The sequence below is a fragment of the Mucilaginibacter flavidus genome (assembly GCF_024055575.1).
GTDB classification, from domain to species: Bacteria; Bacteroidota; Bacteroidia; order Sphingobacteriales; family Sphingobacteriaceae; genus Mucilaginibacter; species Mucilaginibacter flavidus.
This window is the reverse complement of the sequence record NZ_JAMXOE010000007.1, coordinates 170,694-197,167: the sequence shown is the minus strand read 5'-3', so window position 1 is coordinate 197,167 and position 26,474 is coordinate 170,694. Positions and strand designations below refer to the sequence as shown.

The window sequence follows — 26,474 nt, the reverse complement described above, 5'->3', positions numbered from 1 at the left end:
CCTCCATTACTTCCCAAAATACTTTCAAGGTGTTCTAACTCCTGCACAGGTTTCGCACCGAACTAAAGCCGGTCAATTTGGCTTAGTTTTTTATTGGATTTAAGTTGATATCAGGGCTTTAAAAGAAGCCGCTTAATAATTACTTATGAAGCGGCTCTTTTTTTCAGTTCTTTTGCACCGGTGTTATCCGAAACTCAGTTTTGTAGTTATTCAGCCGAGATGTCAACCCTTAAATCGCCGCTTTTTGAACCTGCAGTTATAAACTCGTGGTCTTTTTGCAAAGCCGCTATTATGTGCTTGCCTATAGCGCCTGTGGCACCGATGATGATGATTTTCATATGCTTTTTATTGTTGCATTGTGTATTTTAATGCTGCCAGCTTTCTTTTCTCCCACATTAACACCGCGCTGTTAAAAAAGCACTTTGTTGCAGCGCTGTCGGCCTTTACGAATACCCTGAATTTTTCACCGTCGGATTTATAAACCTCGAGGTAGGAGACATCGGCAGACACTTTGAAATATCGCCTTTTTATGGAATCGATATCCGGGTAAAAAGCGTAATTAATGTAACTTTTAGCCGGGTCATTTTCATCTGTCCAATAGGCTGCAATGCGCCGGTTTGTAAAGAAGTTCCCCGAAACTTTTATTTTGTATTGGGAATCAAATAAGATGATATGTTCGTCGCCCGCTAAAAGCCCAAGTCGCCTGATGTAATTAATATAGATTCGTGATAAGGCAGCACCTTTTTGTACGCCTGGCTGACAAGCCGCAAAAAAAGAAACAATAATAACTCCGGTTAAGGTTCTTAATTTCTTCACGGGGCTCGGCTTGCTAGTTACTGCTAAATTAGCAACAATCTAAATCAATTCGGCCATCAACGCGTTAAAATACGCCGGCGCCTCCAATAGCCGGCTACCATACCACGAAAACATTTCTCCGTCGACCAGTTTGACAGTTGCGAATGGTACTAACGCCCTAAGTTCGGCCAGGTCTTTTTCTTTGAACGGGTACGGCTCTGATGAAAGCAAAATTATATCGGGCCTGGCATCGCGGAGCATACCCGCATCAATTTCGGGATATCGCGGCAAATTAAAAGCATTTGCCCAGCCACATTTTTGCAGCATCTTGTCGATAAAGGTGTCAGGCCCGGCAACCATGTACGGTTTGCGCCAGATGAAATAGGCAACGCGCAAAGGTGACAGTGCTGGTTTCAGCTCACAAAATTTTTGAAAGATAGTATCGGTCAATATCGCGGTTTCAACTTTTCGTCCAACCAATTCCCCTACCCTGGTAATCATATCAAGCGCGCCGGGCAGATCATAAATATCACTAATCCAAACCGGGAAATACTGCATCAATTCCTCAAGCTGACCGCGTTCGTTTTCCTCTTTGTTGGCTATAATAAGGTCAGGTTTTAAGGACTTAATTTTATCGATATCCAACTGCTTGGTGCCACCAATTTTTGTGGTCGATTTAAATTTATCCGCTGGATGGATGCAAAACTTTGTGATGCCAACAACCTCTTTGTCCAAACCTATGTAAAACAATAACTCCGTTTGCGATGGTACCACCGATATTATCCGCTTAGGCAGTGCAGGCAAATTAACTTCCCTGTTTAACTGATCGTGGTAAAGGGGCATTTTGGGTTAAAAAGTTGTAGTTGTTGTGGAGGTTGTAAAATGGCAATTGACATCAGCGCTCCTCTTTCGTCTTTCGGTCTTTTCCGACTTTGCGGACTTTCGGACTACTGGTTATATATCTGGTAAATCCCACTCAATTTCCTATCGTGAGATGATCCCACCAAAACTGTGGTTATCTTTTTGTCAATCATTAATTGCTCGGCGCGGTTTATAAATTCAGTCTCGCTGATAAAGACCGGTGTTTGGGTCATCATGCCTTCAACGGTAAGCTGGCTGGTATCGGGGTTTTTAAAAAGGGCACGACGAAGGTCACCGTCGGTCACAATTCCTTCCACTTTGTCCATATCACCAACAATAACCATACCTAGCCTCCCCTCGCTCATTTTTAATAAGAGTTCGGTAAACGATGCATCAACATTGATAAAAGGCAGTTTGTCCGTCCGCATTAAATCCTTCACCCGTACCAGTAATTTGCGCCCAAGGCTACCTCCGGGATGAAACCGTGCAAAATCCTCATGCTGAAACTGGCGCGATTCCATCAACGCTATCGCCAATGCATCGCCCATAACTAAAGTTGCCGTGGTTGATGATGTGGGTGCGAGGGCTAGCGGGCAGGCCTCCTGTTTGATACAAATGTTTAAATGGTATTTACTGTTTTTAGCAACGGTTGAATTTGGATTGCCTGTTATGCCAATGATCACATTTTTGTTCCATTCCAGAAATGGGATCAACTTCAACACTTCATCGGTTTCGCCCGAATATGATATCAGGATAACCATGTCGTCGGCGCCAACCATGCCCAGGTCGCCATGAAATGCCTCGCCGGGATGCAGGAAAAAGCTAGGCGTACCCGTGCTGGCAAAAGTCGCTGCTATTTTTTTACCGATAATACCCGATTTGCCAATTCCAATTACTATCAGTTTACCCGTAGCATTTAATATGGCGTCAACTACACGGTTAAACTCGTCGTCAATGGCGTCGGCCACAAAACGCAACGACTCTATCTCGGTATCGAAAACCCTTTTAGCGATATCTTTCATATTAGCTAACTAACGGCGCCATTACCTTATCCAAATCCTGTAACTTAACCATATTCGGCCCGTCACTTAGGGCGTTGTCCGGATCGGGGTGTATCTCCATAAAATAACCATCGGCGCCAAACGCTTTTGCAGCAAGCGCCATCATGGGCACAAAAGTACGGTCGCCTCCGGTCTTACCACCAGCACCGCCCGGACGTTGTACCGAGTGGGTACAATCCATACAAACCGGGTAACCAAATTTCTTCATATCATAAATATTCCTGAAATCGACTGCAAGATTATTGTAGCCGTATGTATTTCCACGTTCGGTTAAAATAACCTGCGAATTCCCGGCTTCAGCCACCTTTTGTGCCGGGTAAAACATATCCTGCCCCGAAAGGAACTGCGCTTTTTTAATATTAACAATCTTGCCGGTTTTAGCTGCAGCAACCAATAAGTCAGTCTGGCGGCATAAAAATGCCGGAATTTGTAAAATGTCGAACACCTCCCCTGCAATGGCTGCCTGGTAGCTTTCGTGTATATCAGTAATCAGCGGAAGGTTAAAGCGTTCTTTAACTTTCAGCATCATTTCCATGCCTTTTTCAAGGCCCGGGCCACGGTACGAGTGTATCGAAGTACGGTTAGCCTTATCAAACGATGATTTAAAAATTACCGGCACATTGTATTTCTGCCCCGCCTCTGCAACCTTTTCAGCTACTGTGTAAAGCAGCTCCTGGTTTTCCATTACACAGGGGCCCAATATAAAAAACGGCTTCTGCCGCATTTGTTCAAATAACATAAGTGTGGGATATAATGAGCAAAGATAAAGAATTACACGAAGTGTCACGAATTGCAACGAATTACACGAATTTATAACTCCAATAATTCGACTGTATTCGCTTTGCATGCACTCGCACTAAATTTGTGATATTTCATGTTACCTCTTTTAATTCGTGTAATTCGATAAAATTCGTGCAAATTTGTGCCATGAGTTTGAATTATTTTGAATTTTACGGTATCCCTGAATCGTTCACACCAGACGTCGCTTTGCTGAAGAAGAAATTTTACGAGCTGAGCAAAAAGTATCACCCGGATTTTCATGCTAACGAAAGTGACGAAAAACAGCGGGAAATACTGGAGCTATCTACCATAAATAACAAGGCTTATAACACTCTTTCCGACCCATACAAGCGCCTGGAATACATTTTACGCACCCATAATTTGCTCGAAGACGGCGCAAAACCACAGCTGCCATCAGATTTTTTAATGGAAATGATGGACATTAACGAACGCCTGATGGAAGTTGACGATGCAGATGCCTTAGGCCACATCACCGCCGAAGTACTTGCTATTGAGGGAGATATTGACGAAAGCATTGCGACACGAACCGCAGGATACGAACAACTGGACGATACTGCCAAAGAGGACCGTTTAAATAAAATTGCAGATTTATATTTTAGACAAAAATACCTGTTGCGAATTAAGGAGAGTTTAAATACATTTGCATCCCGCTTTTAGCGGAAAACTACCGAAACAAAAATGCCCAGATGGCGGAATCGGTAGACGCGCTGGTCTCAAACACCTGTGGTCGCAAGGCCGTGCCGGTTCGACCCCGGCTCTGGGTACAAAGCCTCGATACGAAAGTATTGGGGCTTTGTTGATTATTGACGCATCTTTTTAAATATTTGTATCATTGCTTCTATCGTAGCAACTTCAAAAAAAGTCTTTTCAGTAATTCTGTAACTTCCGCCTATTACGCTAAATCGTAAATGCGTAGTGTTTTTATTTAAGATTTCTAATAAGGTTGCAAATACTTTTATTTCATCTATTATATGTTTTTCAAATGAATTATTTAAAGGAATGATTACATCGCTTCCGTTCACATCAGTTGTTTCCGGTATCCATTCATAACTATAATATCCGCCGCCCCTACTTATAATATTTTCGTCTGTTTCTAGACTAAGCTTGATAATTACGTGTCCGTACCTTTCCGCAGCACTTTTGAAAATTTTGCTCTCCCCTACAATCGGCAATTTTTGAATGACGATCGGGCTGCTTAAAATTTCAGCAATGTCCTTATGTTGCTTATAGGTAAAAATACTTTTAGTTATTGCCGGAATAATATTTGACACGTCAATTGTAATTGAGTCGCTAATTTAATCATTAGAATATGAATGTAATTATGCGAACTTTTTCAATCCTCCAAAATTGTTCGATTTTTCGACGGACTGGAATATAAAACCATTCTGAGAATCGGGAGCGTTTTATTTTTATGGCCTAAATTGTATATTTTATGTCCTTTGAGACAGGAATACAATGTTTTAATTTTGACTTATGGGTAGAAAGAAAATCGCTATCGTAGTAATGTCCGGTGATCTGTTGTTGGATTTTGCCGGGCCTGCGGACGTATTTCACCATGCTAACAAACTTTGCGATGCTTAGGGATAGCCAGCCGGTCATCGTAAATCACTGGATGGCGTACTATCAGTTCCTTAAATAAAATAAGAATCGTAAGTTTGTTTTGAAGCGCTAAAAAATAACCCATGCCATTTTTATCCCGCATATCCCACCCTTCCCTGCTGGATGGCACTTACCTGCAGCATATCCCGAGCCTTAATAATGGCTTAAGGCTTTGCCTGGATAGTAACGTAACATTCTTTGTGGGCGAGAACGGCTCCGGAAAGTCGACCTTGCTGGAAGCTATTGCTGAGCAATGCGGATTTAGCCTCAAGGGCGGCAACCGGAATCACAATTTAAATACAGGCCACCGGTTTGAAGGGTACGAATCGGCGCTGGCACCGTACCTGCAGCTGGCTTGGTCTCCGCGCAGGATAAACGAAGGCTTCTTCATGAGAGCAGAAAGTTTTTTCAATTTCGCTTCCTATATTGATGAGCTGGCTGCCGACGATCCTCGTTTGCTTCGGGCCTATGGAGGTCGTTCACTCCACGAACAATCGCATGGGGAATCGTTCCTTTCTTTATTTAATAACCAGTTCGAGTCGGGTATCTATATCCTTGATGAGCCTGAAGCCGCCTTGTCGCCGGCAAGGATATTGGCCTTTATGTCGGTAATTCATGAACTTGACCGAAGCGGCCGGGCGCAATTTATAATAGCTACCCACTCGCCGATGCTAATTTGTTACCCGGGCGCCACTATTTACCAGTTTGATGAAAGTGGTGTGCGCGAGACGAGTTACGAAAATACGGAGCACTTTTATCTCACCAAATCGTTTTTGGATAACCCGGAGGCGTATTTGAGGCATTTGATGGACGGTTGAAGGCATCCGTCACATTTTTCTCAACTTAAATATCAAAAACTCCGGTATCTTACGTAGCCGGTAGTAAGTCTGCGGGTCTATCTCTTTGAGCTCTTCTAACGGACGGGGATCTACCAACCGTTCGATAAGAAAGCCGGCGTCCGTAGCTGCCGTGGAAATATCGCCAATTGGCATGGTCCAGGTGTTCGCAGTGTTTTTGCCAAGGGCGTCAATCGTTTTTCTTTTTGCAAAGTAATCTCCTGTGATTGTTACTTCGCGGGTGTCTATCTTTTCGTTTATCTGTAATGTCCGCGTGAAGAATTCTTCGCTGCCGGTATCGTCCATTGCAAACCGCAGCGGGTGCCCGCATGAAAAAAGAAATGATGAATTTGGTTTCAGTATGCGATATATATGTACAAATACTTTGCTCCAATCCTCTACATAGTGGATCGCAAGGCTTGAGTATACGAAATCAAAACTATGGTCCGGGAAGTCGATTGCTTCCATATCCATGATATGGAACTCGCATTCAGGATATGAATTCTCAGCGATCTTGATCATCTCATCGATCATATCAATACCTACCGATTTTGCCGCTCCACGCTTTTTGAGGTATATGCTATCTTCCCCGCTCCCGCAGCCCACACTTAGTACGGTTTTACCTTCAATATTGGGTAATAGCGCGTACATTGCCGGCTTTTCGTAATACGCATGGTAGACGGATTCTTTCCGATTTCGAACGTGAGCAGCATATTCTTTTGCTCTCAGCCTATAAAATTGTGCAGATTTATCGTCGGTTGACATGTATAAATATACAACAAATCCGAATTGAACCGATATTGACATATATCGAAATAAAGCCGCTTGGCCTTACTCCTTACTTACTAAACTCCCCGAAATGCCACAATATCCCCGAAGGGTCGTGTACATAACATTCCTTACCCCAGTCAAACGCACGAACAGGTGTTAGTTTTACGCGCTTATATTTTCCGGGAAGATCTAACTTCACAAGGTCGTCCCAAAATTTATCAACATCGTCGACTTCCATAAAAATCATGGTATTGTCTACCCAGTCTTTTACATAACCGTCCTGCAAATAGAAAGCCAATCCGCCTGATTTAAACACCGACATATTATGAAACAGCACCGTTTCCTCAAAACCGAGGTCACGATAAAAACTGCGCGATATTTCAAAATTTTCGGCACCAATAAACGGGCGGATCGACTTACCTCTGTGTTGCATTTTTTGTTATTGATCTAAGGTTTATTTCCCTTCCCTGATCGTTATATTCCTGTAGTCAATCGGGCCGTGGTCGCCTTGTATAAATATCGGGCCGGGTTCGCCTTCCTTGCTGTCTATTGCGCCACCTGTTATGCCGGGTATTATTTGGTTGCTTATAACTGTTGTTCCATTAGCTACAACAGTTACCATGCGGCCAACCAACGTAACGTCGTACGACTGCCATTCGCCCGGGTTCTTCGCCATCATTTTGTTTGGCGGCAAAAATCCGTAAATGGCGCTGAACTGGCAGTTTATTGGCTCAGGTTCACCGCTTTTGGTATCGATAACCTGTAACTCGTAGCGACCGCGCAGGTAAACGCCGCTGTTGCTTCCCTGCGGATAACGGAATTCAATGTGTAGTTTAAAATCTTTGTAAGTTTTATCAGTTAAAAGGTTCGCGCCTGAATGCGGGCTCCTCAAAATGCCTTTTTCAGCTATCCACTGGTTTTTTTCGCCGTCAGCATGCCAGCCTTTGGTGTTTTTGCCGTTAAACAGTGCCACTGCCGGCCCCCAAACCGGGGCTTTAGAGCGAATTAAAGCCGGTGCGCGTACGCCTGTCCAATTATAAGTCGCACCATCAACATAAACCATCGTGCCGCTAATTTGGTTGCCTTTTACCTCGAACTGGAAATCCATATTACTTTTGCCGTCTTCCCACTGCGGCGGGATAGAAAAGCTGTATTTGCCAAAATTGTCTTTAACCTCTGATACAGGCCGGGCGCTACCGAAAGCGTAGCAAAAACGACCGATTAGCGTATGTGTGCCCGATTTTTGCACTTCCAGCCACGATGGTATGCCCTTGCCATCTTTGTCAATCGTTAAATCCCAACGCCCAATTACATCCGGGTCTTTTTTCATTTCTGCATGCTGGGCAAAAATCCTGGTGGCCGAACAAAGCACCAGCAGCAACATAATTTGCGACTGCAGAAAACGGGGAACATACTTACGGCCGAACATCGATAATTTTTTCATTTTAATATTTTTGGTTGATTTTATAGGGTGTTATTGATTTTGAAAGGTAGCTTTTTATTTCGTTTTATAAAAACATCAACAAATTCAAAACAGTTTTACTAACTGTCAATTTTTAGTTGTGGTCTGTACCCCGCCCTGAACGCCGCGACTGTAGATTTTGGCGTGAGCACAGTTACTTTTGATAATGAAAGGAAAGATGCGGTTTTATCGTAGCCAAACGGCGTCCAATGATGGATTAAATGGTTTGAAATCAGATAAGGTTCGTCGTCAAGCTGTACAAAAGTCCCATCCGGCAAATCGTTAATATCTGCTTCAAAGGTTACTTTTTCGTTATTTGCATCAATCCTTTCGCCCTGCAATATATCGTCGAATTTATTAATAGATGTTTTTTTATAGAACCCGTAGCCGGGATTACCTTTAAGCCAGGCCGACTTAAAACGATTGGCGTGTTCGCGCCGGCATTCAAAACAGGGCCGGTGGCCTGCTGCAAAGGCCGTAGCCTCATCCAAGAAAAACAATTCCGTCCATAGTCCTGCCGACATTACCTGCCTGTGCCTGTTTTTAAATTGCAGCACGCAAATAATCCAGGCCTTATGCTTAAACGGCCGTAATATAGTTTTGCCTTTACCGTGCAATTGGCCACGGTTGCCGAGCCAGGCGCCGCGTGCGCTGGTGGTGATGATATTTCCTTGTGGGTCTACGCGGTTTTGCAGCATAGGTTAGTCGAAATACGTTTCGGTGGACGCAGATAGCGTAAGCAGTTCCAGCGTTGGTTCAACTTCCATCCCACTTGCTTCCAGTTCAGTAGCAAATTTTTTAAACGATTCGAGTGAGGTTAGCACCTCATGCGCAGCCTCGTTTTCTAACTGGTCGAAATGCATAAATGTTTTACCATCGGGTAGCAACCATGCACCATTCTTTATGCCGGGATGATTGAGTAGTTTTAATTCCGCGACGATACCTGCGATATTGACCTGGTTGACTGCGACATATTCAGGCCGCACCGTGTACATAACCCTAACAACTTTCATGTTATTTTTTTTGCGGAAAGATAACAAAGTGTTATTTCTTTTTCAATGTTATTACAGTTATCTCCGGCCAAATGCCCAGCCTGCCCTTAAAACCCAAAAAGCCAAAGCCGCGGTTAACATACAGGTATTTGCCCTTGCGTTCGTAAAGACCCGCCCACTGGGGGTACATATATTTTACCGGGCTCCACTGAAAACCAAACAACTCGATGCCAAACTGCATGCCATGCGTATGCCCGGCGAGCGCAAGGTTAATGTGCTTTTCGTGTTCCAGTGTTTTTGCCTCCCAATGTGAGGGGTCGTGCGACATCAGGATCTTAAATTCATCGTCGCCCACATTTGCCGCTGCCCGGGTTAAGCTGCCATATTTATGAAAACCGCCCTTGCCCCAGTTCTCCACTCCTATTAAAGCTATAGCGGCGCCGTTCTTTTTTATTTGAACGGAATTGTTCAGCAATAAATTAAACCCAATTTCTTTATGTACTTGTTTTAATCTTACAAGGTTAGTCGTTTTTGCCTCCTCGCTTTCCCAACTGGTATAATCGCCGTAATCATGGTTGCCCAAAACTGAATACTTACCAAATGGGGCATCCAGTTTAGCAAAAGTATCCATCCATGGATCCATCTCACTTGCTTTGTTGTTCACCAGGTCGCCGGTAAATAAAATTAAATCACTGTTGTGTTTATTTACCAACGAAACCCCTTTTTCAACGCCTTTTCGACTGCTGAAACTGCCGGCGTGGATGTCAGATAATTGGGTTATCGTGAAGCCATCAAATTCCTTTGGCAAATCATCAAACTTTAGGGTTACGCGGTGGACTTTATAACGGTGCCGCCCGCCGGTCATGCCGTAAAGTAAACTTATAAAAACAAATAGGGCGACAAATACAGCAAGTTCGCTTGCCCAAATACTCCGTGGCGGAAAGCTTCTGAACATCCGCGTAATGTCCTCCCCCAACAAAACCGGCATTGCCAAAATTTTAGGTACAAAAGCAAGTAGTGTGCCGGCCATCAGGGCGGCAATCAAATTGACTGGCGACCTGTTACCGCGACCACGGCTCATCAAAACTGCAAACCCTAAGGCAAGCAATAAATCAACCAGCCAGTATCCCCATAAAATAAATTGATTGTTTGTGAGTGTTTCAACAGCTTTAAAAAAGTAGAAATCGGCAGCTATCCATGCCAATAAAATAAACGGAAGTCGTGTTTTCATGTATGTTAAATTGCGGCAGGCGTTAATTGTTTGGTGTCGCCTTTATTAGCATGACGAACGGCCTACGCAAATATTTTAAATAAAAACAGGAAACTTTTATAGTTTACATTCCTATGGCAGTTCGTGGTGCGCTTCATTAAAGCCAATTTTGCCACCGCCAGGTAAGGTCATGAGCGTTACGTGTTCCCAGCAGTAGAGACACAATACTTTATGTCCCCTAGGGTTATAAAAGACCGGTCCATATTCTGGGCTTCTGCATTTAAAAGAATTTTAAATCTATTTGTGACATTCTTTTCCCCCGCGCTACTAATTACCTGTAATTAACAATTAAATTAGTAAAAGTATATGCAAACAAATGGGCACGCCTGAGCAAAACGAACAATTTTTATCCATAATTGAGCAGCACAAGGGCATCATTTACAAAATTGCCAATTCGTTTAAAAAGGACGAGGATGATAAAAAAGACCTTATGCAGGAAATCATCCTGCAGTTGTGGCGCTCTTTTGCCAGCTACGATGAAAAAAGCAAACTTTCTACCTGGATGTACCGGGTCGCGTTGAACGTGGCGATAGCTTCCTATCGGCAGGAAAAAAGAAAAAAAGAGCTGATAACCCCTATGCCTGACAGCATTATTGCGTTTGCTGATGAGAACGACAAAGGCGATAAAGAATATGAGCTCAGCCTTTTACACCAATTCATCAGCGAATTGAAAGAGTTCGACCGGGCACTGATGCTGCTATACCTTGAAGAAAAAAGCGGTAAAGAAATGGCAGAAATATTGGGGTTAAGCGAAACAAACATTCGCACCAAAATAAACAGGATAAAAGAACAATTAAAACAAAGGTTTTCAAAAATAAACACCCAATGAAATGGAAGAACTGGATATAAAACAACTATGGCATAAATACGATTTAAAGCTTGAAAAATCGCTGCAGCTTAATCAAAAAATAATGAATGAACTTCAGGCCCAAAAGGCAGAAAGCAACATCAACTCTTTCCGCCGCAACCAGGTGACCGGGGTAGTGTTTGGCATACTTTGGGTATTATTTTTAGTATTCTGGACGATAATCGGCTACCGCAATATTTACTTCGCCGGCTCGATGGGTATTATTGCCCTGTTTAATATTTTTGCAGTGGCAACTTATATCAGGCACCTTGCCCTGCTCGACAAGGTAAACGTTGCCGATAACATTACCCTTGCACAGCAAAAGCTGGCAACCATACAGGCGTCCTTAAGTAATTCGGGCAGAATAATGATATTGCAGACACCATTTTGGTGCACCTTTTGGTACAGCCAGCAACTGGTTGATCATGGCGGGAGTACTTTTTGGATCATCAACCTTACTGTAGTCGCGCTTTTTATCGGCTTATCAGTGTACCTGTATAATAAACTCACTTATAAAAATATCCACATAAAGTGGGTAAAGGCTTTTATAGAAGGTTTTGGTGGCAAAAAGCTAATAAATGCGATGGAGTTTATGAACGAGATTGAAGACTATAAAATGGACAAGGAGCTTGTTGTTGCATAACTTATAATTTCACTTTATGCGGTCCAAAGCGTTCCATTTTTACACACGGAACACCCCGAACACTATGTAACGTACTGATTATCAATTACTTAAATTTTATCAATAATTAATGTATTGACTATCAAACAATTAAGTTATTATCGGGGAATTCCTTCCACACATTTTGCAGGCTTGTAGTTGATGCAGGCCGTTTAAAGAGAATACCTGCCAGCAGGTTACACGCCGGCAAGGCGTCCCATTTACACACATGCGGAACATCCCGAACGCTATGAAACATGCTAATTATCAATACATTGACATTTTAACTCATGCAATTCAAGTGAATAATCCTGATTAGGGTTTATAATATCAAATCGCTGAAATTTTAATTTCCTGAAAAACAAACAGTTGTTAAATTAGCCAATGTAATACTTCCAAAAAACATATTAAGAGATAAACCTTTCTCTGTGATGCAGGTCAAACCAACAAAGAGCTAAAGCTTTGTTTATTACTAAAGATCTAATCACATTATTTATGAAAAAGCTATTATTTTTCGGCTTACTATCCCTCTCAATTATTACCGGCTGCAAAACACAAATTTATTCTATCGGAACATCCGAAGCAGAGTTCAGGGCGCACAACAAAGGCGCTGATCTTATTGAGCAAACGGAACATACAACGGTTTATAAAAAGTACGACCACTCGATGTTCCAATCGACCGGGGATAAGTACTACTATTTTAAAGATGGTAAATTAGTGCGCATTGATGTAACAGGGCCCAATACTGCTGATATCGTGATCCGGCATACCGATAAATAATAAAAAGCGGCCTGTGAGTCGCTTTTCATTTAAAAGATATAACTGATTTTAGAATTGAATGTTTACTTAATCGGCACCAGCCCTTGACATATTTATTTTGTTTAGGAACGATTTAGTATCCATGTTTTTTGGCGACCTAAAAATGATAAGTTTGTTGCCGTCAGAAGTGACGTGCTCCTTATAATCCCCTATTTTAACACCCCTCGAATGTTCAATAGCAATTAATTCGCTATTTTCGAAAATTAGCCCTATTCTATAGCGTGGAGAGGGATCGATAACGGTGCTTTCATAGACGCAATACTCCTCGCAATTAGGGAGTGTTCTTTTGATGATGCCCTGAGCCTTAAAGTGATTTTCCCCCATAAAACCTCTTAAAGACTCATATTGAAAACTGAACGCGCCTCGTTTAAACGTTGAATCTATTACATTTTCAGGAATTGAGTTTAGCTTTATATTGGATTGATGAACGTAACCCAAAATTTCCATTTCATAAACAGCGGGGCTTTTTAAACCTCCATAGGTTCCTGGAATAGCCATTCCGGTAGGAATATCTCCAAAGGCAGCGCCGATAATTTTATTTTTTTGATCGATCAGAATGTCACCCTTTTTTACTTCATATCCTTTATCATATTGTTGCTTCGTAATTTTGATTGTGAAGGAGATTTTAAACCAACCGTTAGTCAATAGACCACATTCTATGTCTACCCCATCATTTAAAGAAACAAGAATTTGTTTATTTGGACTCACGCGAACATTTGCAGGCCCATTAATTACTTCAGCTTTGGTAATATTAATAAAGAATCCAAAAAGAATTATAAATAGCAGCGGAGCTTTCATGACAAAGATATCGTGTTTTTAAATTGCGATAAAACTAAAAAAAGTTCAAGGAATTATATCGGTCAAATCTTGAAAAAGACACCCAGTCTAAAACTTCTCCTCTATGCCCAACCCAAATAACGCAAAATCGTATTTAACCGGATCAGCCGAATCAAATTGCCTTAATCGTTGAGTTAGTTCAACTGCAGTTTGCCAGTCGGTTTGTTTGCGGCTGATGAGGCTTAGTTTACGGGCAACGCGGTCAACGTGCAAATCGCAGGGTACTATCAGTTCCGACGGCTTAATATGTTTCCAGATACCAAAATCAACCCCGCAATTATCCTTACGCACCATCCAGCGTAAAAACATGTTCAACCGCTTACAGGTTGATTTTTGCGATGGCGATGAAATATGTTTTTTAGTACGGTGCGGAAAATCAGGCAATGAAAAAAAGTAGTTCCTAAAATAATTCAAGTATTTCTCAATAGGTTCCTGTCCGCCCAGTTCCTGTTCCCCCTTTAGGGGGCTAGGGGGCAAAAACGCCGACTCCAGCGATTCGTAATTCTCATAATGATACCTGAAAAACGATATAAAATAAAGCGTGTCGATATCGTTAAAAGTGCGGTGTTTAAAATGTAGCAGCTTTTTTAAATCAATTTCCTGGTGATTCATGATAAAATCATAGGGTGCACCATCCATCAGGGTGATTAGTTCTTTACACTTATTGACGATAGTTACCCGTTGCCCCCAGGCCAAAACAGCCGCCCACAACCCCATAATTTCGATATCCTGCCTTCGGGTAAACATGTGCGGAATGGAAACCGGGTCGTTCGGAATAAATTCGGGACGGTTGTATCGGGTTACTTTTGAATCGAGGAAAGCTTTTAGCCCCCCAGCCCCCTGAAGGGGGAGCTTTTGAATATCGTACTTTAGCATATCGAACTATCGTTCCCCTTCAGGGGGTTAGGGGGCTCAGCGCTTGCTTCAAATCCTCCAGCAAATCATCCACATCCTCTACCCCTACGCTCAACCGCAACAAATTATCAACCACGCCCGCTTTCTCGCGCTCGGCTTTTGGTATCGAACCATGCGTCATACTTACCGGGTGATTAATTAATGATTCTACCCCACCCAGTGATTCCGCCAGCGCGAATACTTTAAAGTTTGAGGCTATACGGTAAGTTTCCTGCAAATCGGCACCTTTCAGCACAATGGAGATCATACCCCCAAAACCGCGCATTTGCTTTTTGGCAACTTCGTGGTTAGGGTGGTCGGTAAAGCCTGGCCAGTATATTTTCTCAACTTTCGGGTGCGTTTTCAGGTATTCGGCAATTTTCGCGCCGTTTTCGCAATGGGCCTTCATCCGCAGGTGCAGGGTTTTTATGCCACGCAGCACCAAAAAGCTATCCATCGGCCCGGGCGTTGCACCGCAGGCGTTATAGATGAACCAAAGCCTTTTATACAAATCCTCATCGTTCAGCATCAAAGCACCCATCACCACATCGCTATGGCCACCAATGTATTTCGTTACTGAGTGCATTACAATATCCGCGCCCATATCAATCGGGTTTTGAAGGTAGGGCGAGGCAAAGGTATTATCTACCGCAAATAAGATATTTTTTTCTTTGGTGATTTTACCTATCGCTGCAATATCAACAATTTGCATGGTTGGATTGGTTGGTGTTTCAATCCAAACCAACTTGGTTTTATCATTGGCATATTCGCGAACAATTTCCGGGTTTGATAAATCCAGGAAATGGAACTTGATGCCGTAGTTTGCGAATATTTTGGTGAATATGCGGTATGAACCACCATACAGGTCATTGCCGGTAATAACTTCATCGCCCGGAGCAAGCAATTTCATTACTGCATCCGTAGCGCCCATTCCGCTCGAAAACGCCAGGCCGAACTCTGCATTTTCCAAAGCAGCCAAACAGCTTTCCAAAGCCTTACGCGTTGGGTTGGTACCACGTGAATATTCAAACCCTTTATTATCTCCCGGCGATTTTTGCCAGTAAGTTGATGTTTGGTAGATGGGAGTCATTACGGCTCCGGTTGACGGATCAGGCTCCTGCCCTGCATGTATTGCTTTTGTTGCGAATTTCATGATTGGTGAGTTAACGGTCAATAAATTATAAAAGAAAAGATGCCGTGATTTATCAACTCCAATATTAATCATGCATGCAAATTCTCTCAAACTTTGTCATTGCGAGGAACGAAGCAATCGCGAACTACGCAGAGCAACTCTGTAAAGTTCGCGATTGCCGCGCTCGTTCGTGGCTCGCAATGACAAAGAGTTTTAAATTCAAATTAATAAGCCCGGGCGAACAGTACGCGCTGTGTCGACGGCTTTCCGGTAAGTATACACTTTCCTTCCTCCTGCTTATTATCCAAAGGTATGCAACGGATTGTAGCCTTAGTTTCATCTTTTATCCGTTGCTCCGTTTCAGATGTGCCATCCCAATGCGCTGACAGGAAACCCGGCTGCTCATCCAACATACGTTTAAATTCGTCGTACGTGTCAACCTCGGTGGTATTTTCAGCTTTAAAGTTTAATGCTTTTTGGTAGATATTACTTTGTATTTCTTCCAGTAAAACTTCAATAACCGCCGTCAAACCTTCCTGGTTAACCGTTTCCTTGGTTTTTGTATCGCGACGGGCAAGCTCAACGGTGCCGTTTTGCATATCACGACTGCCTATAGCTACGCGCAATGGAACGCCTTTCAACTCATACTCGGCAAACTTAGCTCCCGGGCGATGTGTATCACGGTTATCAAATTTAACCCTGATGTTTTTAGCTTTCAGTTCTCTTGTCAGTTCTTTTACAAACATGGAGATATTGTCCAGTTCTTCCTGGTGCTTATATATCGGCACAACAACAACCTGTATCGGCGCCAGTTTTGGTGGCAATACTAGTCCGGCATCATCCGAATGGGCCATTATCAACGCGCCGATCAAACGGGTTGACACTCCCCATGAGGTTGCCCACACGTAATCAAGCTTATTTTCTTTATTGGTGAATTTCACATCAAAAGCCTTGGCAAAATTCTGCCCTAAAAAATGCGAAGTGCCTGCCTGTAAAGCCTTGCCATCCTGCATCAATGCTTCAATGCAATAGGTATCCAGTGCCCCGGCAAAACGCTCGTTAGCAGTTTTTTTACCACGCACAACAGGTAATGCCAGCCAGTTCTCTACAAAATCGGCATATACATTTAGCATTTGTTCGGTTTCGGCAATCGCTTCTTCGGGGGTTGCATGGGCGGTATGCCCTTCCTGCCATAAAAACTCGGTGGTGCGTAAAAACAGGCGGGTACGCATTTCCCAGCGCACCACGTTGGCCCATTGGTTAACCAATATCGGCAGGTCGCGGTACGATTGTATCCAGCCCTTATAAGTGTTCCAGATAATAGTTTCAGAGGTTGGGCGTAATATCAGTTCTTCTTCCAGTTTGGCGGTTTCATCAACCACTATATTGCCGTTGCCATCGTTTTTAAGGCGATAATGGGTAACAACCGCGCACTCTTTAGCAAACCCCTCAACGTGACTGGCCTCTTTCGAGAAAAAAGATTTCGGTATCATCATCGGGAAATAGGCATTGACGTGGCCTGTTTCTTTAAACATGCCGTCCAAAACGGCCTGCATACGTTCCCAAATTGAATAACCATAGGGCTTAATTATCATGCAACCCTTAACCGGCGAATACTCAGCCATATCGGCTTTCAACACCAGGTCGTTATACCATTGCGAATAATCTTCGTCCTTACTTACAACCCCTTTGCTCATATTAATTAATAGTTTGTGATGTTTGAATTTATAAAGAGGCCAAATTTAAACTAAGATTTATAAGATTTATAGGATTATTGGATTTTAATGCAAAAAGCTATCTAAAACAATGCACCTGTAAAAAACGGCTCACCAATCAGGGTTCCGAACTCGGAAACCAGGAACCGTTCCCCCTTCAATCACCAACGGACTGGTAACACCGCAATTTATCTTCATATTTGCACGTAATATGACACTATCGCCACACGTCGATCAGCAATTTGCCGGTACTATCTGGCGTATGGAAATTGATGCCGCAAATGAGATCCTGCTTGTTGAAATAAGAAACAATGAGGACAGGTCTGTTTCTTTTGGGTCGATAGATTTAAAAGGCGGCCAGCTTTACTTTAAGGATTTAACAACGTCCGAGCAGTGGCTTACAGGCATTGAATGCGCCTGGGGGGGCGTGTTACTTATACATTACTACCAATCAGAAACCGGGCCAACCCATAAAGGCCTGCTGGCCATTGATGCCATTACCAGCCAAACGTTATGGAACAATTTCACCCATGCGTTCGACCATTTAACAGCTAAGGGACCCGTTGTTTATGATACGCGCATGCAGCCGCGCAAATTATTTTTGGCGGAGATAAAAACCGGTACAACCACCCGTATTTACGAACCCTATATTTTCCCGGAGCCCGAAAATCATATCGTTGTACCCGAACAATTGCCGGCAGAACTTTTGCCGCCTGGCTTAATTACCATTCATCCATATGGAAATTGGGTGCATTATCTTGAGTACAATAATTTTAGAATTGTATCTTTGCACGCGCTAAAGGCGGGGCAACTGATACAAACACTCTACATATTTGAGGGAAGCAGCGTGGTGTATGAAGATTTATTAAATGCTGATATACAAAAAATCCAGCCGGAGGCGTTTATAATGCATAATAATTGTTTAATTTACATAAAAAATAAAACTGAACTAAAGGTTTTATCCCTATAAATTACTGACCCTAAGTTAATTATGAAATTTAAGATTCTATTCTTGGCCCTTTCATTATTGTCATTTTCCCAATTATTTGCCAAACCTGTAGTCGATTCAATCGGCGTAAAAAATAACGATGGCAAAAAAATGGTGCAGTTTAAGGTGAAAGCAGGCGATACCTATTATTCCATCGGGCACCGCTATAACATTAAGCCCGAAGTATTGATGAAATTTAACGGCGCAAAAAAAGCAACCCTTTCATTAGGTAAAATTGTAAATGTGCCAACTGATATGCCATTTAAAAAAGGCAAAAAAGAAATAGCTGAAAAGAAGCCTGCCAAAGAAACCAAAAAAGAGAAAAAGGCCAGGCTGGCGCGCGAAGCTGAAGAAGAACGCCAGGCAGCAAAAAAACACAAACATAAGGAACAGGCTACTGAGCAGGAGTCGGCTCCGGCTGAGGCAACACAGCCGGTTCAGCAACCTGTGCAACAACAGGTAGCGCCACAACCAGCTCAGCAGCAGATTGTACAGCAACCGGCTCAACAGCCTCAACAGGATACCACACCTCCTACACAATACAAGGTTTCCGCAGGTGAAACCCTGTATTCTATTGCTAAACGTTTTGGGACTACTGTAGATCAGCTTACAAAGTTTAACAACCTAACGTCAACCAGCCTGCAACCCGGCCAGGTATTATTGATAAGCAACGCAGGTGCACCACAACAGGTACAACCGCCGGCGTCACCGCAAACTCAACCACAGCAAACTGTTGTAAATACCATTGCACAACAAGCAACAGCGATACGCGACTCGACCCAGCCGTCAGCCATTTTGAAGGACAGCGCCGACCGCCATTTAAACGCCAATAAGTTCGGCATCTACGAGAAAAATGAAAAAGGTGCTGCAACCTGGATTGATGACCCAAGCCTCGATCCCAACAAAAAATTAGTACTGCACCGCACTGCGCCGATAGGCACCGTGATAAAAATCACCAACCCAATGACTAACCGCACTACTTTTGCAAAAGTAGTTGGCCGCTTTACAGACAATGAATCAACAAAAGATGTTATTTTAGTAATGACAAAAAATGTTGCCGACTCATTAGGCGCTTTAGATAAACGCTTTCATGTAAACATCAGCTACGGTAGTCCGAATGAATAAACCATATATAATTGGTATTGCCGGGGGAAGTGGCTCCGGCAAGACTTTTTTTTTGAAGTGTTTTTTAGAGCATTTTTCTGCGGATGAGGTTTGCCTGGTATCGCAGGATGACTACTATTTTCCTGTGGCCCATCACATGACCAAGGAAGAAAATATGTACTATAACTTCGATCTCCCTTCAACTATCGATCATGACCATTTTGAGGCAGACATTGACAGCCTGATTAACGGCCAAACCATAGTTAAAAAAGAATACACTTTTAATAATCCTGATGCTATCCCTAAAATACTGGAGATAAAATCTGCACCCATCATTATTGTTGAAGGCTTGTTTATTCTTCACTTTAAAAAGATCGCCGAAACACTTGACCTAAAGATCTTCATCGAAGCTGATAATGACATCGCCCTGCAACGCCGCCTTAAGCGCGATTTACTGGAACGCGGCTATTCGCACGAGGATGTGATGTACAGATGGGCAAATCATGTAACACCTGCGTACAAAGAGTTCCTGCTGCCTTATAAAGGCGAATGCGATAAGATAATCGTAAATAACAGCCACAAAGCTGAAGATATTATTTGTGTTACGGAGGAGATATCGAGGGATTTAAGGCAGCGTGTTTTAATTTGAAGATGTGCCGATTTGAAAATTTGAAAATCAAAAAGTATTCATTCGTCATCTTCAAATCAGCACACCATCAAATCTTCAAATCAAATTATCATCTCGGGAATATCCCCCTCAATAATTAATTTCCCCGCAGTCGCCTTCCTAATTTCTTCAACACTCACCCCAGGAGCACGTTCCAGCAATTTAAAGCCGCCTTCTGGCAATACATCAAGTACTGCTAATTCAGTAACGATTTTTTTAACGCAGTTAACGCCAGTTAAGGGTAAGGTACAATTTGGCAACAGCTTTGATTCACCTGCTTTGTTTACATGCTGCATGGCCACAATTATATTTTCTGCCGATGCCACCAAGTCCATCGCACCGCCCATGCCTTTCACCATTTTGCCGGGAATTTTCCAGTTGGCAATATCGCCGTTTTCGGATACTTCCATGGCGCCTAAAATCGTAAGGTTTACTTTCTTCGCCCGTATCATCCCAAAGCTCATAGCAGAATCAAACACTGCCGAACCGGGCAACATGGTAATAGTTTGCTTGCCTGCATTAATTATGTCAGCATCCTCTTCCCCCTCAAACGGGAACGGCCCCATTCCCAGCAACCCATTTTCCGACTGCAGCACCACATCAATATTTTCCGGAATGTAATTAGCCACCAGCGTTGGTATACCTATGCCCAGGTTTACATAGTAACCGTCTTTAATTTCCTTAGCAATACGTTTTGCTATTCCTTCTTTGTCAAGCATTTGCTTTTTTACTTATAGTATTTATTATCAACCGATTTCCCATCCGTCATTGCGAGGAACGAAGCAACCTCTACGCAGGACATTCAAGGACCTTTAGTTTGTGGCAGCCTAAAAGCTTCCGTCAGGTCACCACGCAGTTTATCGGTGCCTGATTAGCACGTTCAGATGACGCTTGGTTATGTCCTTTTGCGAACCGTGCGTTGTTCAATCCTCTTTTCATAATTCACACCCTGGAATATCCTATGCACATAAATCCCCGGAGTATGAATAAAATTGGGATCAAGCTCACCAGGTTCCACAAGCTCTTCCACTTCGGCAATAGTGATTTTACCCGCCATGGCCATAACTGCATTAAAATTACGGGCTGTAGCGCGGTATATCAGGTTGCCCATAGTATCGCCCTTCCACGCTTTAACGATGGCGAAATCGGCTTCAAAAGCCATCTCCATTAGGTATTCTTTACCATTGAAATTGCGGATTTCTTTACCTATAGCTACTTCAGTACCGATTCCTGCAGGCGTAAAAATTGCAGGCATACCGTAGCCGGCTGCCATGCAACGGGTGGCAAGGGTTCCTTGTGGTATCAGTTCAACCTCCAGCTCACCGCTCAACAACTGGCGCTCAAACTCAGCGTTTTCGCCAACATACGACGATATCATTTTTTTAACCTGGCGCTGTTTCAACATCAGCCCAATGCCAAAATCGTCGACACCTGCATTGTTTGAAATGCAGGTAAGGTCCTTAACTCCTTTTTTAACTAAAGCTGCTATGCATTTTTCGGGCAGACCACTCATGCCGAAGCCGCCCATCATTAAGGTCATGCCATCCTGAATATCGCTCACGGCTTCATCAGCATTGCTAACTGTTTTATTCATGTTTTATAATTGGTGTGGCAAAATTAGTGTTTTTTAGTTCATGGTTGATAGTTCATGGTTCATAGCCTAAAAAAAGAGTAGCTGAAATAGTTGTATTTATAACACTAACCGCAGCTACTATCAACTAATGAAAACAATTCTCCTCCCCAATCGTAATTATCTATACATCAACAAACAAACTATGGAATTTAACAACAACAAGCATTTGGATGATTGGGACAATTCTCCAAATAAGCCGGCTGATAAACCAAAGGCATGGCGTGTTAATGATGACAAAAATTTAACTGAAGAACACCTCGAGCGGAATTTATACGGCAAAAGCGAAAACAATATGAAGCCGGTACAGGAAGGCCAGGCTATGGGCGGCCATAGTTTTGGCAAAAACAGTAAAACACCGGCGGGTGATGATAAGAATAACCCATCGCAAAACGCCGGATACTCTAATGCCTACTTTGCCCGCACTGAGCCGTCGGAAGAGCACCCTGAGGATACCAACTTTAAATTAAAAAGCCAGGACGGCGAGCCGGATTATGCCAAAGCTCAACCTTATGCCAACTGGCACAATGAAACACCGAAGCCGGAAAAGCCGGAAGAACGCGGCGATGGCGAGAACGACCGTCCGCACGAAGAAACCGGCTATCAGGAAGGCACTGCCGATAACGAAAACGAACCCAATATCCCCGGCTCTAACGAAGTACCCGACCAGCAAAAGGTTGGCGAAGATGAGGCAGAGCATACAGAAAGGTGAATTAGTTCGAAAGGCTAAACGACTATCGTCATGCCGAATTTATTTCGGCACCTCATCATAAAGGTCATCGCCATGCATATCAGACTTAGTAAATGGGGTGCTGAAACAAGTTCAGCATTACATAGTTTTATTACAACTCACCATTTAACTACACCATCCAAATATCCAATCAAATCATCAGCCATTGCTTGCTGTTCTTTGACGCTGGGATGTCCGTTGGTATTTTTGTAGGGAATAAAATGAGTGTAAATATTTTTATCGTTTAAACCGGCCACAGCTTTATCAATATACCCGGGCCATGGCGAGCCTGCCTTGGTAGCATCCATACTGCCCAGTATACACACAATCTTTGCTTTAGGATATTTCGACCGTACGCTTTTTACGAAACTGCGGTAGGCGTTTATAATAAATTCATTGGTTGGGGCAGTTGTACCAAACTTTGCCTTAAACTGCTCGTTGTCGGTCAGTTTAACAATCCATGAGTCATTTTGAAACAGGTTAATAATTACCAGGTCGGGCGTATATTTTGAAAAATCCCATTTACTGTCGGGATTGGTGGCATCCAGCCGGTCGTACATTTCAGACATAACCAGGGGAAACCAACTCACCGTTATACCTATACCGCTTTTTGAGGTATTGTAAAACTCTGCATTATAGTGGCGGGCGGTTATCGCAGAGTAGCTGATATATCCATTTTCATAAGGGCTGGAGCCCCTGTCCTGCCCTGTTGTATCCTCATCTGCATAGCCACAGCTAATCGAATCGCCAAAGTATTCTATTTTATGTTTTTTGGTGGCCGGGGCTGCTAATATTTTGCTTCCTTTGGCAAGTGTTAGTCCGTAAAACCAGGTTTTGCCCATTGCCCATTCGGTGCGTTTGAACAGTTCGAGCGTGTGCTTGCCGACTGGTAGTCCTGATGCCAGTACATAATCCTTTTTATCCTTTTCAGGATGCAGCTTACTGACAACTTTGCCGTCAATAATCACATTATAGTTGTTATCTGAGCGTTCATCCCTTAAAGTGGCGCTAACACCGGTACCGCTAAAGTTAATTTTTATTGAATTCGCCGACCAGGAAAGCTCCGCAGCACTATCACGCATGGCAATCCGGCCCATATAGTGGATGTGCGGGTCGTTAAATTTAATGGCGGTTTGTGCAGCGGAGCTTAAACTTATTAAAATCGCACTAAAAAAAATTAAAAATCTACTGTTCATATTTCAAATCAGAAAAATCCGAAAAATCTGCTTAATCCAGGTTCTATTTCAAATATACATAAGTAATCCCATCTCCGCCCCTGTCTAAATGCTCATCTTCCATACGGTCAACCTGTTCGTATTTTTTTAAATATTGGCGTATCATTTTACGGAGGATGCCATCACCCTTTCCATGAATTATCTTCAGGTTGCCAAATCCCATCATTACCGCACGGTCAAACAGCCGCTCAATATTGCCCAGCGCATCCTCTGTCCGCATGCCGCGCACATCAATCTCTGGGCTAAAGCTGGCCATGTCATTGGTTTGACTGTAACTCTTGCGTATCTCCTTCGGCACCGCAGATTTTGACACCTTCATCACCCGCTTTCTTTTAGCCACGGTGCGTAAATCGCCAATGGCAATCACCACGTTATCCTTTATCAATTCTATTACCTGGCCGGTAGTTTCGCTGTCGGTTAGTTTTACCCAGTCGCCGGGCTTTAATTCTTCATCTTCAGTTTGGGCTGGTTTAACTACAACCGGTTTAACTGTATTTTTTTGCAACTCCCGGCTTAAGTTCTCGCGTAAGTTTTTTGTTATCTCTTTATCGGCATTGCTGCTTTTAATTTCGGATATCGTGTTTTCAACCAGCTTGTTGGCATTTAAAATTATATTTTTTGCCTGGTCTTTAGCATCCTTGATCAGCGCCTTTTTATTTTCCTCTAAATAGCTTTTCAGCTTCTCGTTTTCGGCAAGTAACGTATTTACCTGGCGCTGCTGGCGTTCGAGTTTTATTTTGCTGTCGTAAATTTCTTTTTTTTCACGTTCCAAATCAACCAGCAAGGTATCTACCTTTTTTTGACCGGCACTTATTTTGTTTTTCGCAAGATTAAGCACATTTTGTGGTAGACCAATTTTTTGTGCAATCTCAAAAGCATACGAGCTGCCGGGTTTGCCAACTTCCAATATGTAAAGGGGTTTCATCTCAACATTGTTAAACAACATGGATGCGTTTTCAATCCCTTCGGTGTGGCTTGCAAATATTTTAAGGTTTGAGTAGTGGGTAGTCACCATACCCCGTACCTTTTTCTGGTTTAATGATTCCAACACAGCCTCAGCAATCGGGCCACCAAACTGTGGGTCGGTACCTGTACCAAATTCATCAATTAGTATCAGTGTCTTACCATTGGCCTGCTCCACAAAGTTTTTCATTTTTGACAGGTGCGCGCTGTAAGTACTCAAATCGCTCTCAATAGACTGGTCGTCACCGATATCGACAAATAATTGCTTAAACACTCCGGCAACACTGCCTTCAGCCGCAGAAATCAGCAACCCTGCCTGCACCATCATTTGCAGCAGCCCAACGGTTTTCATACATACAGATTTACCACCGGCGTTAGGCCCCGATACCACGACGATGCGTGTGCCTTCGTCAATCTGCACGTTTAAGGGCACCACTGTTTTCCCTTCTTTTTTAAAGTTCAGCAGTAACAACGGATGGCGGGCATTTGTAAGCTTAAGCCTGGCTTCATTCACAACCTCAGGCATGGTGCCTTCAATATCAATGGCAAACAGTGCTTTGGCACGTACAAAATCAAGTTTTGTCAGCAGTCCGTGGTACGACAATAGTAACGGGACATATGGCCTCAATTCGCCCGTTAAGGCAGTCAGTATCTTAACAATCTCGCGGCGGCGCTCAAATTCAAGGTCACGGATCTTATTATTGAGCGAAAATACTTCCTCTGGCTCCATGTAAACAGTTTGGCCGGAAGCCGACTCATCATGAATAAACCCCTTCAGCTTACGCTTATTTTCGGCCAGCAAAGGAATACATAAACGCCCGTCTCGTACGGTTAACGAGCCATCGGCGGTCCAGTTGTTTGCCGTGGCGCTTTTAAATATCTGGTCTATTTTGCGGCGTGCCTCCTGTTCGGCTTTGGCAATGCCCGAGGTGATGTCCAGCAGATCGCGCGAGGCATTAGGACGCATCTTCCCTTTTTGGTCGATAATCAAATCTATCTTTTTGAGGATAGCCTTTTCAATCGGCAAATGCTCGAACAAAGCTTCCAGGTTTGGATATTGACCTTCGCGCTCATTAAAATAACCTATGACTGCGAATACCGTGGTCAGTGAAGCCTGTACCTGGTAAAATTCTTCTTCGCTTAAAAAAGCGCCTTCAATTTTAGCTTTGTTAGCAAGCGACTTTATATCAAAAAAATGATGGATGGGCAAAGGCGCATCATTTTGCAGGATGTTTTTAAACTCGTTGGCCTGGTAAAGAAACTTACGTATTTGCTCGTAGTTATTCATTACCTGTATTTTGTCCACCATCTGGCGGCCCATGTCGCTCAGGCAATGTGCCTTTATCAGTTCCTTTACCTCGGTAAACCCAAGCTTATCAGTACTATTGTCGGGGTAAAGCATTATTGTGGTTTAACTTTTTGTTCTTGTAATCTTCTCAGCGAATCGGTTTTACGCTGCGCTTTGTTTAATGAATCGGTTTTAAATTTCAGGTTCGCCAATATATCGTCGTACATTTTAGACATTTCAGCCGGCTGGCTGGCATAATATTTAAGGCTTTTATTAAATGTAACCGAATCGGTATGATAGCGTTTGAACAAGGCATCGTAGCGAACCGAACCATATTTCGTCAGGCTGTCGGCTGATTGAAATATGCCCGACATGCGCCCGTCAACCAGGTGCACCTCGGTTAAAAGGCTGGTCATTTCTTTATGTTTTATAATTCCTTTAGGGGTGTTATCACCATTGCACGAAAATAATAAAAGCGATACTGAAAAAAACAAGGCGATATATTTATGCATTCTG

Annotated in this window: 31 protein-coding genes and 1 tRNA gene; 10 read left to right on the top strand and 22 right to left on the bottom strand. The window is 43.1% G+C overall.

Translation table 11 applies throughout. The features are described from left to right. Positions 1 to 206: 206 nt before the first annotated feature. The 5 genes from NAF19_RS30575 to kdsA all read right to left on the bottom strand — a co-directional run bounded on the left by NAF19_RS30575 (position 207) and on the right by kdsA (position 3,456). Positions 207 to 338 carry a Rossmann-fold NAD(P)-binding domain-containing protein gene (locus NAF19_RS30575; protein WP_256484291.1) on the bottom strand — a complete coding sequence of 44 codons (132 nt, stop codon included), beginning with the start codon at positions 336 to 338 and terminating at the stop codon, positions 207 to 209. 7 nt (positions 339 to 345) lie between these two features. Further along, positions 346 to 816 (bottom strand): hypothetical protein, encoded by a 471-nt coding sequence (locus NAF19_RS13435; protein ID WP_252790577.1) that lies wholly within the window; start codon positions 814 to 816, stop codon positions 346 to 348. A 39-nt stretch (positions 817 to 855) separates the two neighbouring features. Next, positions 856 to 1,638: a helical backbone metal receptor gene (locus tag NAF19_RS13430; protein ID WP_252790576.1), complete on the bottom strand. Its 783-nt coding sequence runs from the start codon at positions 1,636 to 1,638 to the stop codon at positions 856 to 858. 104 nt (positions 1,639 to 1,742) lie between these two features. Beyond that, entirely contained in the window at positions 1,743 to 2,678 is a 936-nt protein-coding gene (locus tag NAF19_RS13425) for a KpsF/GutQ family sugar-phosphate isomerase (protein ID WP_252790575.1), read from the bottom strand. 1 nt (position 2,679) lies between these two features. Further along, positions 2,680 to 3,456 (bottom strand): 3-deoxy-8-phosphooctulonate synthase, encoded by a 777-nt coding sequence (gene kdsA / locus NAF19_RS13420; protein ID WP_252790574.1) that lies wholly within the window; start codon positions 3,454 to 3,456, stop codon positions 2,680 to 2,682. 188 nt (positions 3,457 to 3,644) lie between these two features. Between kdsA and hscB the strand changes: the two genes are divergently transcribed. Both hscB and NAF19_RS13410 read left to right on the top strand, forming a co-directional pair. Then, positions 3,645 to 4,175, top strand: coding sequence for a Fe-S protein assembly co-chaperone HscB (hscB, locus tag NAF19_RS13415; RefSeq protein ID WP_252790573.1), 531 nt, complete (start codon positions 3,645 to 3,647; stop codon positions 4,173 to 4,175). Positions 4,176 to 4,198: 23 nt separating this feature from the next. Beyond that, positions 4,199 to 4,282, top strand: a tRNA-Leu gene (locus tag NAF19_RS13410). A 36-nt stretch (positions 4,283 to 4,318) separates the two neighbouring features. Here NAF19_RS13410 and NAF19_RS13405 read toward each other — a convergent pair. Further along, the gene (locus NAF19_RS13405) at positions 4,319 to 4,789 is read right to left on the bottom strand and encodes a hypothetical protein (protein ID WP_252790572.1); all 471 of its coding nucleotides are present in this window, start codon (positions 4,787 to 4,789) and stop codon (positions 4,319 to 4,321) included. Positions 4,790 to 5,200: 411 nt separating this feature from the next. Here NAF19_RS13405 and NAF19_RS13400 point away from each other — a divergent pair, with 411 nt between their 5' ends. Beyond that, complete coding sequence (locus tag NAF19_RS13400; protein ID WP_252790571.1) at positions 5,201 to 5,935, top strand: AAA family ATPase; 735 nt, start codon at positions 5,201 to 5,203, stop codon at positions 5,933 to 5,935. Positions 5,936 to 5,944: 9 nt separating this feature from the next. Here the strand turns inward: NAF19_RS13400 and NAF19_RS13395 are convergent, their stop codons facing one another. The 6 genes from NAF19_RS13395 to NAF19_RS13370 form a co-directional block, all read right to left on the bottom strand. Further along, positions 5,945 to 6,604 carry a class I SAM-dependent methyltransferase gene (locus NAF19_RS13395; protein ID WP_252790570.1) on the bottom strand — a complete coding sequence of 220 codons (660 nt, stop codon included), beginning with the start codon at positions 6,602 to 6,604 and terminating at the stop codon, positions 5,945 to 5,947. Positions 6,605 to 6,791: 187 nt separating this feature from the next. Further along, complete coding sequence (locus tag NAF19_RS13390; protein ID WP_252790569.1) at positions 6,792 to 7,157, bottom strand: VOC family protein; 366 nt, start codon at positions 7,155 to 7,157, stop codon at positions 6,792 to 6,794. Positions 7,158 to 7,178: 21 nt separating this feature from the next. Further along, on the bottom strand, positions 7,179 to 8,168 hold the full coding sequence (locus NAF19_RS13385) for a 3-keto-disaccharide hydrolase (RefSeq protein WP_252790568.1): 990 nt from the start codon (positions 8,166 to 8,168) through the stop codon (positions 7,179 to 7,181). 98 nt (positions 8,169 to 8,266) lie between these two features. Continuing rightward, positions 8,267 to 8,884 carry a hypothetical protein gene (locus NAF19_RS13380; protein WP_252790567.1) on the bottom strand — a complete coding sequence of 206 codons (618 nt, stop codon included), beginning with the start codon at positions 8,882 to 8,884 and terminating at the stop codon, positions 8,267 to 8,269. A gap of 3 nt (positions 8,885 to 8,887) precedes the next feature. After that, entirely contained in the window at positions 8,888 to 9,199 is a 312-nt protein-coding gene (locus NAF19_RS13375; RefSeq protein ID WP_252790566.1) for a hypothetical protein, read from the bottom strand. A 31-nt stretch (positions 9,200 to 9,230) separates the two neighbouring features. Next, entirely contained in the window at positions 9,231 to 10,409 is a 1,179-nt protein-coding gene (locus tag NAF19_RS13370; RefSeq protein ID WP_252790565.1) for a metallophosphoesterase, read from the bottom strand. 355 nt (positions 10,410 to 10,764) lie between these two features. On the opposite strand from NAF19_RS13370, the gene NAF19_RS13365 reads away from it, so the two are divergent. Together NAF19_RS13365 and NAF19_RS13360 are read left to right on the top strand one after the other, a co-directional pair. Next, positions 10,765 to 11,277 carry an RNA polymerase sigma factor gene (locus NAF19_RS13365; RefSeq protein WP_252790564.1) on the top strand — a complete coding sequence of 171 codons (513 nt, stop codon included), beginning with the start codon at positions 10,765 to 10,767 and terminating at the stop codon, positions 11,275 to 11,277. A gap of 1 nt (position 11,278) precedes the next feature. Continuing rightward, positions 11,279 to 11,938: a hypothetical protein gene (locus NAF19_RS13360; protein ID WP_252790563.1), complete on the top strand. Its 660-nt coding sequence runs from the start codon at positions 11,279 to 11,281 to the stop codon at positions 11,936 to 11,938. A gap of 121 nt (positions 11,939 to 12,059) precedes the next feature. Here the strand turns inward: NAF19_RS13360 and NAF19_RS13355 are convergent, their stop codons facing one another. Beyond that, entirely contained in the window at positions 12,060 to 12,215 is a 156-nt protein-coding gene (locus NAF19_RS13355) for a hypothetical protein (RefSeq protein ID WP_252790562.1), read from the bottom strand. Between the two features lie 236 nt (positions 12,216 to 12,451). Between NAF19_RS13355 and NAF19_RS13350 the strand changes: the two genes are divergently transcribed. Next, positions 12,452 to 12,736, top strand: coding sequence for a hypothetical protein (locus tag NAF19_RS13350; RefSeq protein ID WP_252790561.1), 285 nt, complete (start codon positions 12,452 to 12,454; stop codon positions 12,734 to 12,736). Positions 12,737 to 12,802: 66 nt separating this feature from the next. Here NAF19_RS13350 and NAF19_RS13345 read toward each other — a convergent pair whose 3' ends face one another. From NAF19_RS13345 to proS, 4 genes are all read right to left on the bottom strand, one after another. Further along, complete coding sequence (locus tag NAF19_RS13345; protein WP_252790560.1) at positions 12,803 to 13,573, bottom strand: hypothetical protein; 771 nt, start codon at positions 13,571 to 13,573, stop codon at positions 12,803 to 12,805. A gap of 87 nt (positions 13,574 to 13,660) precedes the next feature. After that, the gene (locus NAF19_RS13340) at positions 13,661 to 14,488 is read right to left on the bottom strand and encodes a TIGR02757 family protein (protein WP_252790559.1); all 828 of its coding nucleotides are present in this window, start codon (positions 14,486 to 14,488) and stop codon (positions 13,661 to 13,663) included. Between the two features lie 19 nt (positions 14,489 to 14,507). Beyond that, the gene (locus NAF19_RS13335) at positions 14,508 to 15,659 is read right to left on the bottom strand and encodes a cystathionine gamma-synthase (RefSeq protein WP_252790558.1); all 1,152 of its coding nucleotides are present in this window, start codon (positions 15,657 to 15,659) and stop codon (positions 14,508 to 14,510) included. A gap of 203 nt (positions 15,660 to 15,862) precedes the next feature. After that, positions 15,863 to 17,335, bottom strand: a complete 1,473-nt coding sequence (proS, locus tag NAF19_RS13330) for a proline--tRNA ligase (RefSeq protein WP_252790557.1) — start codon at positions 17,333 to 17,335, stop codon at positions 15,863 to 15,865. Between the two features lie 229 nt (positions 17,336 to 17,564). Between proS and NAF19_RS13325 the strand changes: the two genes are divergently transcribed. Genes NAF19_RS13325 through NAF19_RS13315 form a run of 3 tightly spaced genes read left to right on the top strand, consistent with a single transcriptional unit; the run spans position 17,565 to position 20,094 of the window. Next, positions 17,565 to 18,323, top strand: coding sequence for a DUF4905 domain-containing protein (locus NAF19_RS13325; RefSeq protein ID WP_252790556.1), 759 nt, complete (start codon positions 17,565 to 17,567; stop codon positions 18,321 to 18,323). 21 nt (positions 18,324 to 18,344) lie between these two features. Next, positions 18,345 to 19,466, top strand: coding sequence for a LysM peptidoglycan-binding domain-containing protein (locus tag NAF19_RS13320; protein WP_252790555.1), 1,122 nt, complete (start codon positions 18,345 to 18,347; stop codon positions 19,464 to 19,466). After that, on the top strand, positions 19,459 to 20,094 hold the full coding sequence (locus NAF19_RS13315; protein ID WP_252790554.1) for a uridine kinase family protein: 636 nt from the start codon (positions 19,459 to 19,461) through the stop codon (positions 20,092 to 20,094). Before NAF19_RS13320 ends, NAF19_RS13315 begins: the two co-directional genes overlap by 8 nt. An 80-nt stretch (positions 20,095 to 20,174) precedes the next feature. On the opposite strand, the gene NAF19_RS13310 is transcribed toward NAF19_RS13315, so the two are convergent. Together NAF19_RS13310 and NAF19_RS13305 are read right to left on the bottom strand one after the other, a co-directional pair. Continuing rightward, positions 20,175 to 20,831, bottom strand: coding sequence for a 3-oxoacid CoA-transferase subunit B (locus NAF19_RS13310; protein ID WP_252790553.1), 657 nt, complete (start codon positions 20,829 to 20,831; stop codon positions 20,175 to 20,177). Positions 20,832 to 21,007: 176 nt separating this feature from the next. Beyond that, positions 21,008 to 21,706, bottom strand: a complete 699-nt coding sequence (locus NAF19_RS13305) for a CoA transferase subunit A (protein WP_252790552.1) — start codon at positions 21,704 to 21,706, stop codon at positions 21,008 to 21,010. Positions 21,707 to 21,833: 127 nt separating this feature from the next. On the opposite strand from NAF19_RS13305, the gene NAF19_RS13300 reads away from it, so the two are divergent. Beyond that, positions 21,834 to 22,454: a hypothetical protein gene (locus NAF19_RS13300; protein WP_252790551.1), complete on the top strand. Its 621-nt coding sequence runs from the start codon at positions 21,834 to 21,836 to the stop codon at positions 22,452 to 22,454. A 137-nt stretch (positions 22,455 to 22,591) separates the two neighbouring features. On the opposite strand, the gene NAF19_RS13295 is transcribed toward NAF19_RS13300, so the two are convergent. From NAF19_RS13295 to NAF19_RS13285, 3 genes are read right to left on the bottom strand one after another with little or no spacing between them, the layout of a single operon-like run. Then, positions 22,592 to 23,668 (bottom strand): GDSL-type esterase/lipase family protein, encoded by a 1,077-nt coding sequence (locus NAF19_RS13295; RefSeq protein WP_252790550.1) that lies wholly within the window; start codon positions 23,666 to 23,668, stop codon positions 22,592 to 22,594. Positions 23,669 to 23,711: 43 nt separating this feature from the next. Beyond that, the gene (locus NAF19_RS13290) at positions 23,712 to 26,072 is read right to left on the bottom strand and encodes an endonuclease MutS2 (RefSeq protein WP_252790549.1); all 2,361 of its coding nucleotides are present in this window, start codon (positions 26,070 to 26,072) and stop codon (positions 23,712 to 23,714) included. Then, a complete protein-coding gene (locus NAF19_RS13285; protein WP_252790548.1) occupies positions 26,072 to 26,470 on the bottom strand; it encodes a DUF4296 domain-containing protein in 399 nt (132 codons plus the stop codon). The genes NAF19_RS13290 and NAF19_RS13285 overlap by 1 nt, the downstream gene beginning before the upstream one ends. Positions 26,471 to 26,474 lie beyond the last annotated feature (4 nt).

What these genes read in the sequence shown, in the direction of transcription:
- NAF19_RS30575 (WP_256484291.1), bottom strand. Translation starts at nt 338, where the DNA reads ATGAAAATCATCATCATCGGTGCCACAGGCGCTATAGGCAAGCACATA.
- NAF19_RS13430 (WP_252790576.1), bottom strand. Translation starts at nt 1,638, where the DNA reads ATGCCCCTTTACCACGATCAGTTAAACAGGGAAGTTAATTTGCCTGCA.
- NAF19_RS13425 (WP_252790575.1), bottom strand. Translation starts at nt 2,678, where the DNA reads ATGAAAGATATCGCTAAAAGGGTTTTCGATACCGAGATAGAGTCGTTG.
- kdsA (WP_252790574.1), bottom strand. Translation starts at nt 3,456, where the DNA reads ATGTTATTTGAACAAATGCGGCAGAAGCCGTTTTTTATATTGGGCCCC.
- hscB (WP_252790573.1), top strand. Translation starts at nt 3,645, where the DNA reads ATGAGTTTGAATTATTTTGAATTTTACGGTATCCCTGAATCGTTCACA.
- NAF19_RS13400 (WP_252790571.1), top strand. Translation starts at nt 5,201, where the DNA reads ATGCCATTTTTATCCCGCATATCCCACCCTTCCCTGCTGGATGGCACT.
- NAF19_RS13395 (WP_252790570.1), bottom strand. Translation starts at nt 6,604, where the DNA reads ATGTACGCGCTATTACCCAATATTGAAGGTAAAACCGTACTAAGTGTG.
- NAF19_RS13390 (WP_252790569.1), bottom strand. Translation starts at nt 7,157, where the DNA reads ATGCAACACAGAGGTAAGTCGATCCGCCCGTTTATTGGTGCCGAAAAT.
- NAF19_RS13385 (WP_252790568.1), bottom strand. Translation starts at nt 8,168, where the DNA reads ATGAAAAAATTATCGATGTTCGGCCGTAAGTATGTTCCCCGTTTTCTG.
- NAF19_RS13380 (WP_252790567.1), bottom strand. Translation starts at nt 8,884, where the DNA reads ATGCTGCAAAACCGCGTAGACCCACAAGGAAATATCATCACCACCAGC.
- NAF19_RS13375 (WP_252790566.1), bottom strand. Translation starts at nt 9,199, where the DNA reads ATGAAAGTTGTTAGGGTTATGTACACGGTGCGGCCTGAATATGTCGCA.
- NAF19_RS13370 (WP_252790565.1), bottom strand. Translation starts at nt 10,409, where the DNA reads ATGAAAACACGACTTCCGTTTATTTTATTGGCATGGATAGCTGCCGAT.
- NAF19_RS13365 (WP_252790564.1), top strand. Translation starts at nt 10,765, where the DNA reads ATGGGCACGCCTGAGCAAAACGAACAATTTTTATCCATAATTGAGCAG.
- NAF19_RS13360 (WP_252790563.1), top strand. Translation starts at nt 11,279, where the DNA reads ATGGAAGAACTGGATATAAAACAACTATGGCATAAATACGATTTAAAG.
- NAF19_RS13355 (WP_252790562.1), bottom strand. Translation starts at nt 12,215, where the DNA reads ATGTTTCATAGCGTTCGGGATGTTCCGCATGTGTGTAAATGGGACGCC.
- NAF19_RS13350 (WP_252790561.1), top strand. Translation starts at nt 12,452, where the DNA reads ATGAAAAAGCTATTATTTTTCGGCTTACTATCCCTCTCAATTATTACC.
- NAF19_RS13345 (WP_252790560.1), bottom strand. Translation starts at nt 13,573, where the DNA reads ATGAAAGCTCCGCTGCTATTTATAATTCTTTTTGGATTCTTTATTAAT.
- NAF19_RS13340 (WP_252790559.1), bottom strand. Translation starts at nt 14,488, where the DNA reads ATGCTAAAGTACGATATTCAAAAGCTCCCCCTTCAGGGGGCTGGGGGG.
- NAF19_RS13335 (WP_252790558.1), bottom strand. Translation starts at nt 15,659, where the DNA reads ATGAAATTCGCAACAAAAGCAATACATGCAGGGCAGGAGCCTGATCCG.
- proS (WP_252790557.1), bottom strand. Translation starts at nt 17,335, where the DNA reads ATGAGCAAAGGGGTTGTAAGTAAGGACGAAGATTATTCGCAATGGTAT.
- NAF19_RS13325 (WP_252790556.1), top strand. Translation starts at nt 17,565, where the DNA reads ATGACACTATCGCCACACGTCGATCAGCAATTTGCCGGTACTATCTGG.
- NAF19_RS13320 (WP_252790555.1), top strand. Translation starts at nt 18,345, where the DNA reads ATGAAATTTAAGATTCTATTCTTGGCCCTTTCATTATTGTCATTTTCC.
- NAF19_RS13315 (WP_252790554.1), top strand. Translation starts at nt 19,459, where the DNA reads ATGAATAAACCATATATAATTGGTATTGCCGGGGGAAGTGGCTCCGGC.
- NAF19_RS13310 (WP_252790553.1), bottom strand. Translation starts at nt 20,831, where the DNA reads ATGCTTGACAAAGAAGGAATAGCAAAACGTATTGCTAAGGAAATTAAA.
- NAF19_RS13305 (WP_252790552.1), bottom strand. Translation starts at nt 21,706, where the DNA reads ATGAATAAAACAGTTAGCAATGCTGATGAAGCCGTGAGCGATATTCAG.
- NAF19_RS13300 (WP_252790551.1), top strand. Translation starts at nt 21,834, where the DNA reads ATGAAAACAATTCTCCTCCCCAATCGTAATTATCTATACATCAACAAA.
- NAF19_RS13295 (WP_252790550.1), bottom strand. Translation starts at nt 23,668, where the DNA reads ATGAACAGTAGATTTTTAATTTTTTTTAGTGCGATTTTAATAAGTTTA.
- NAF19_RS13290 (WP_252790549.1), bottom strand. Translation starts at nt 26,072, where the DNA reads ATGCTTTACCCCGACAATAGTACTGATAAGCTTGGGTTTACCGAGGTA.
- NAF19_RS13285 (WP_252790548.1), bottom strand. Translation starts at nt 26,470, where the DNA reads ATGCATAAATATATCGCCTTGTTTTTTTCAGTATCGCTTTTATTATTT.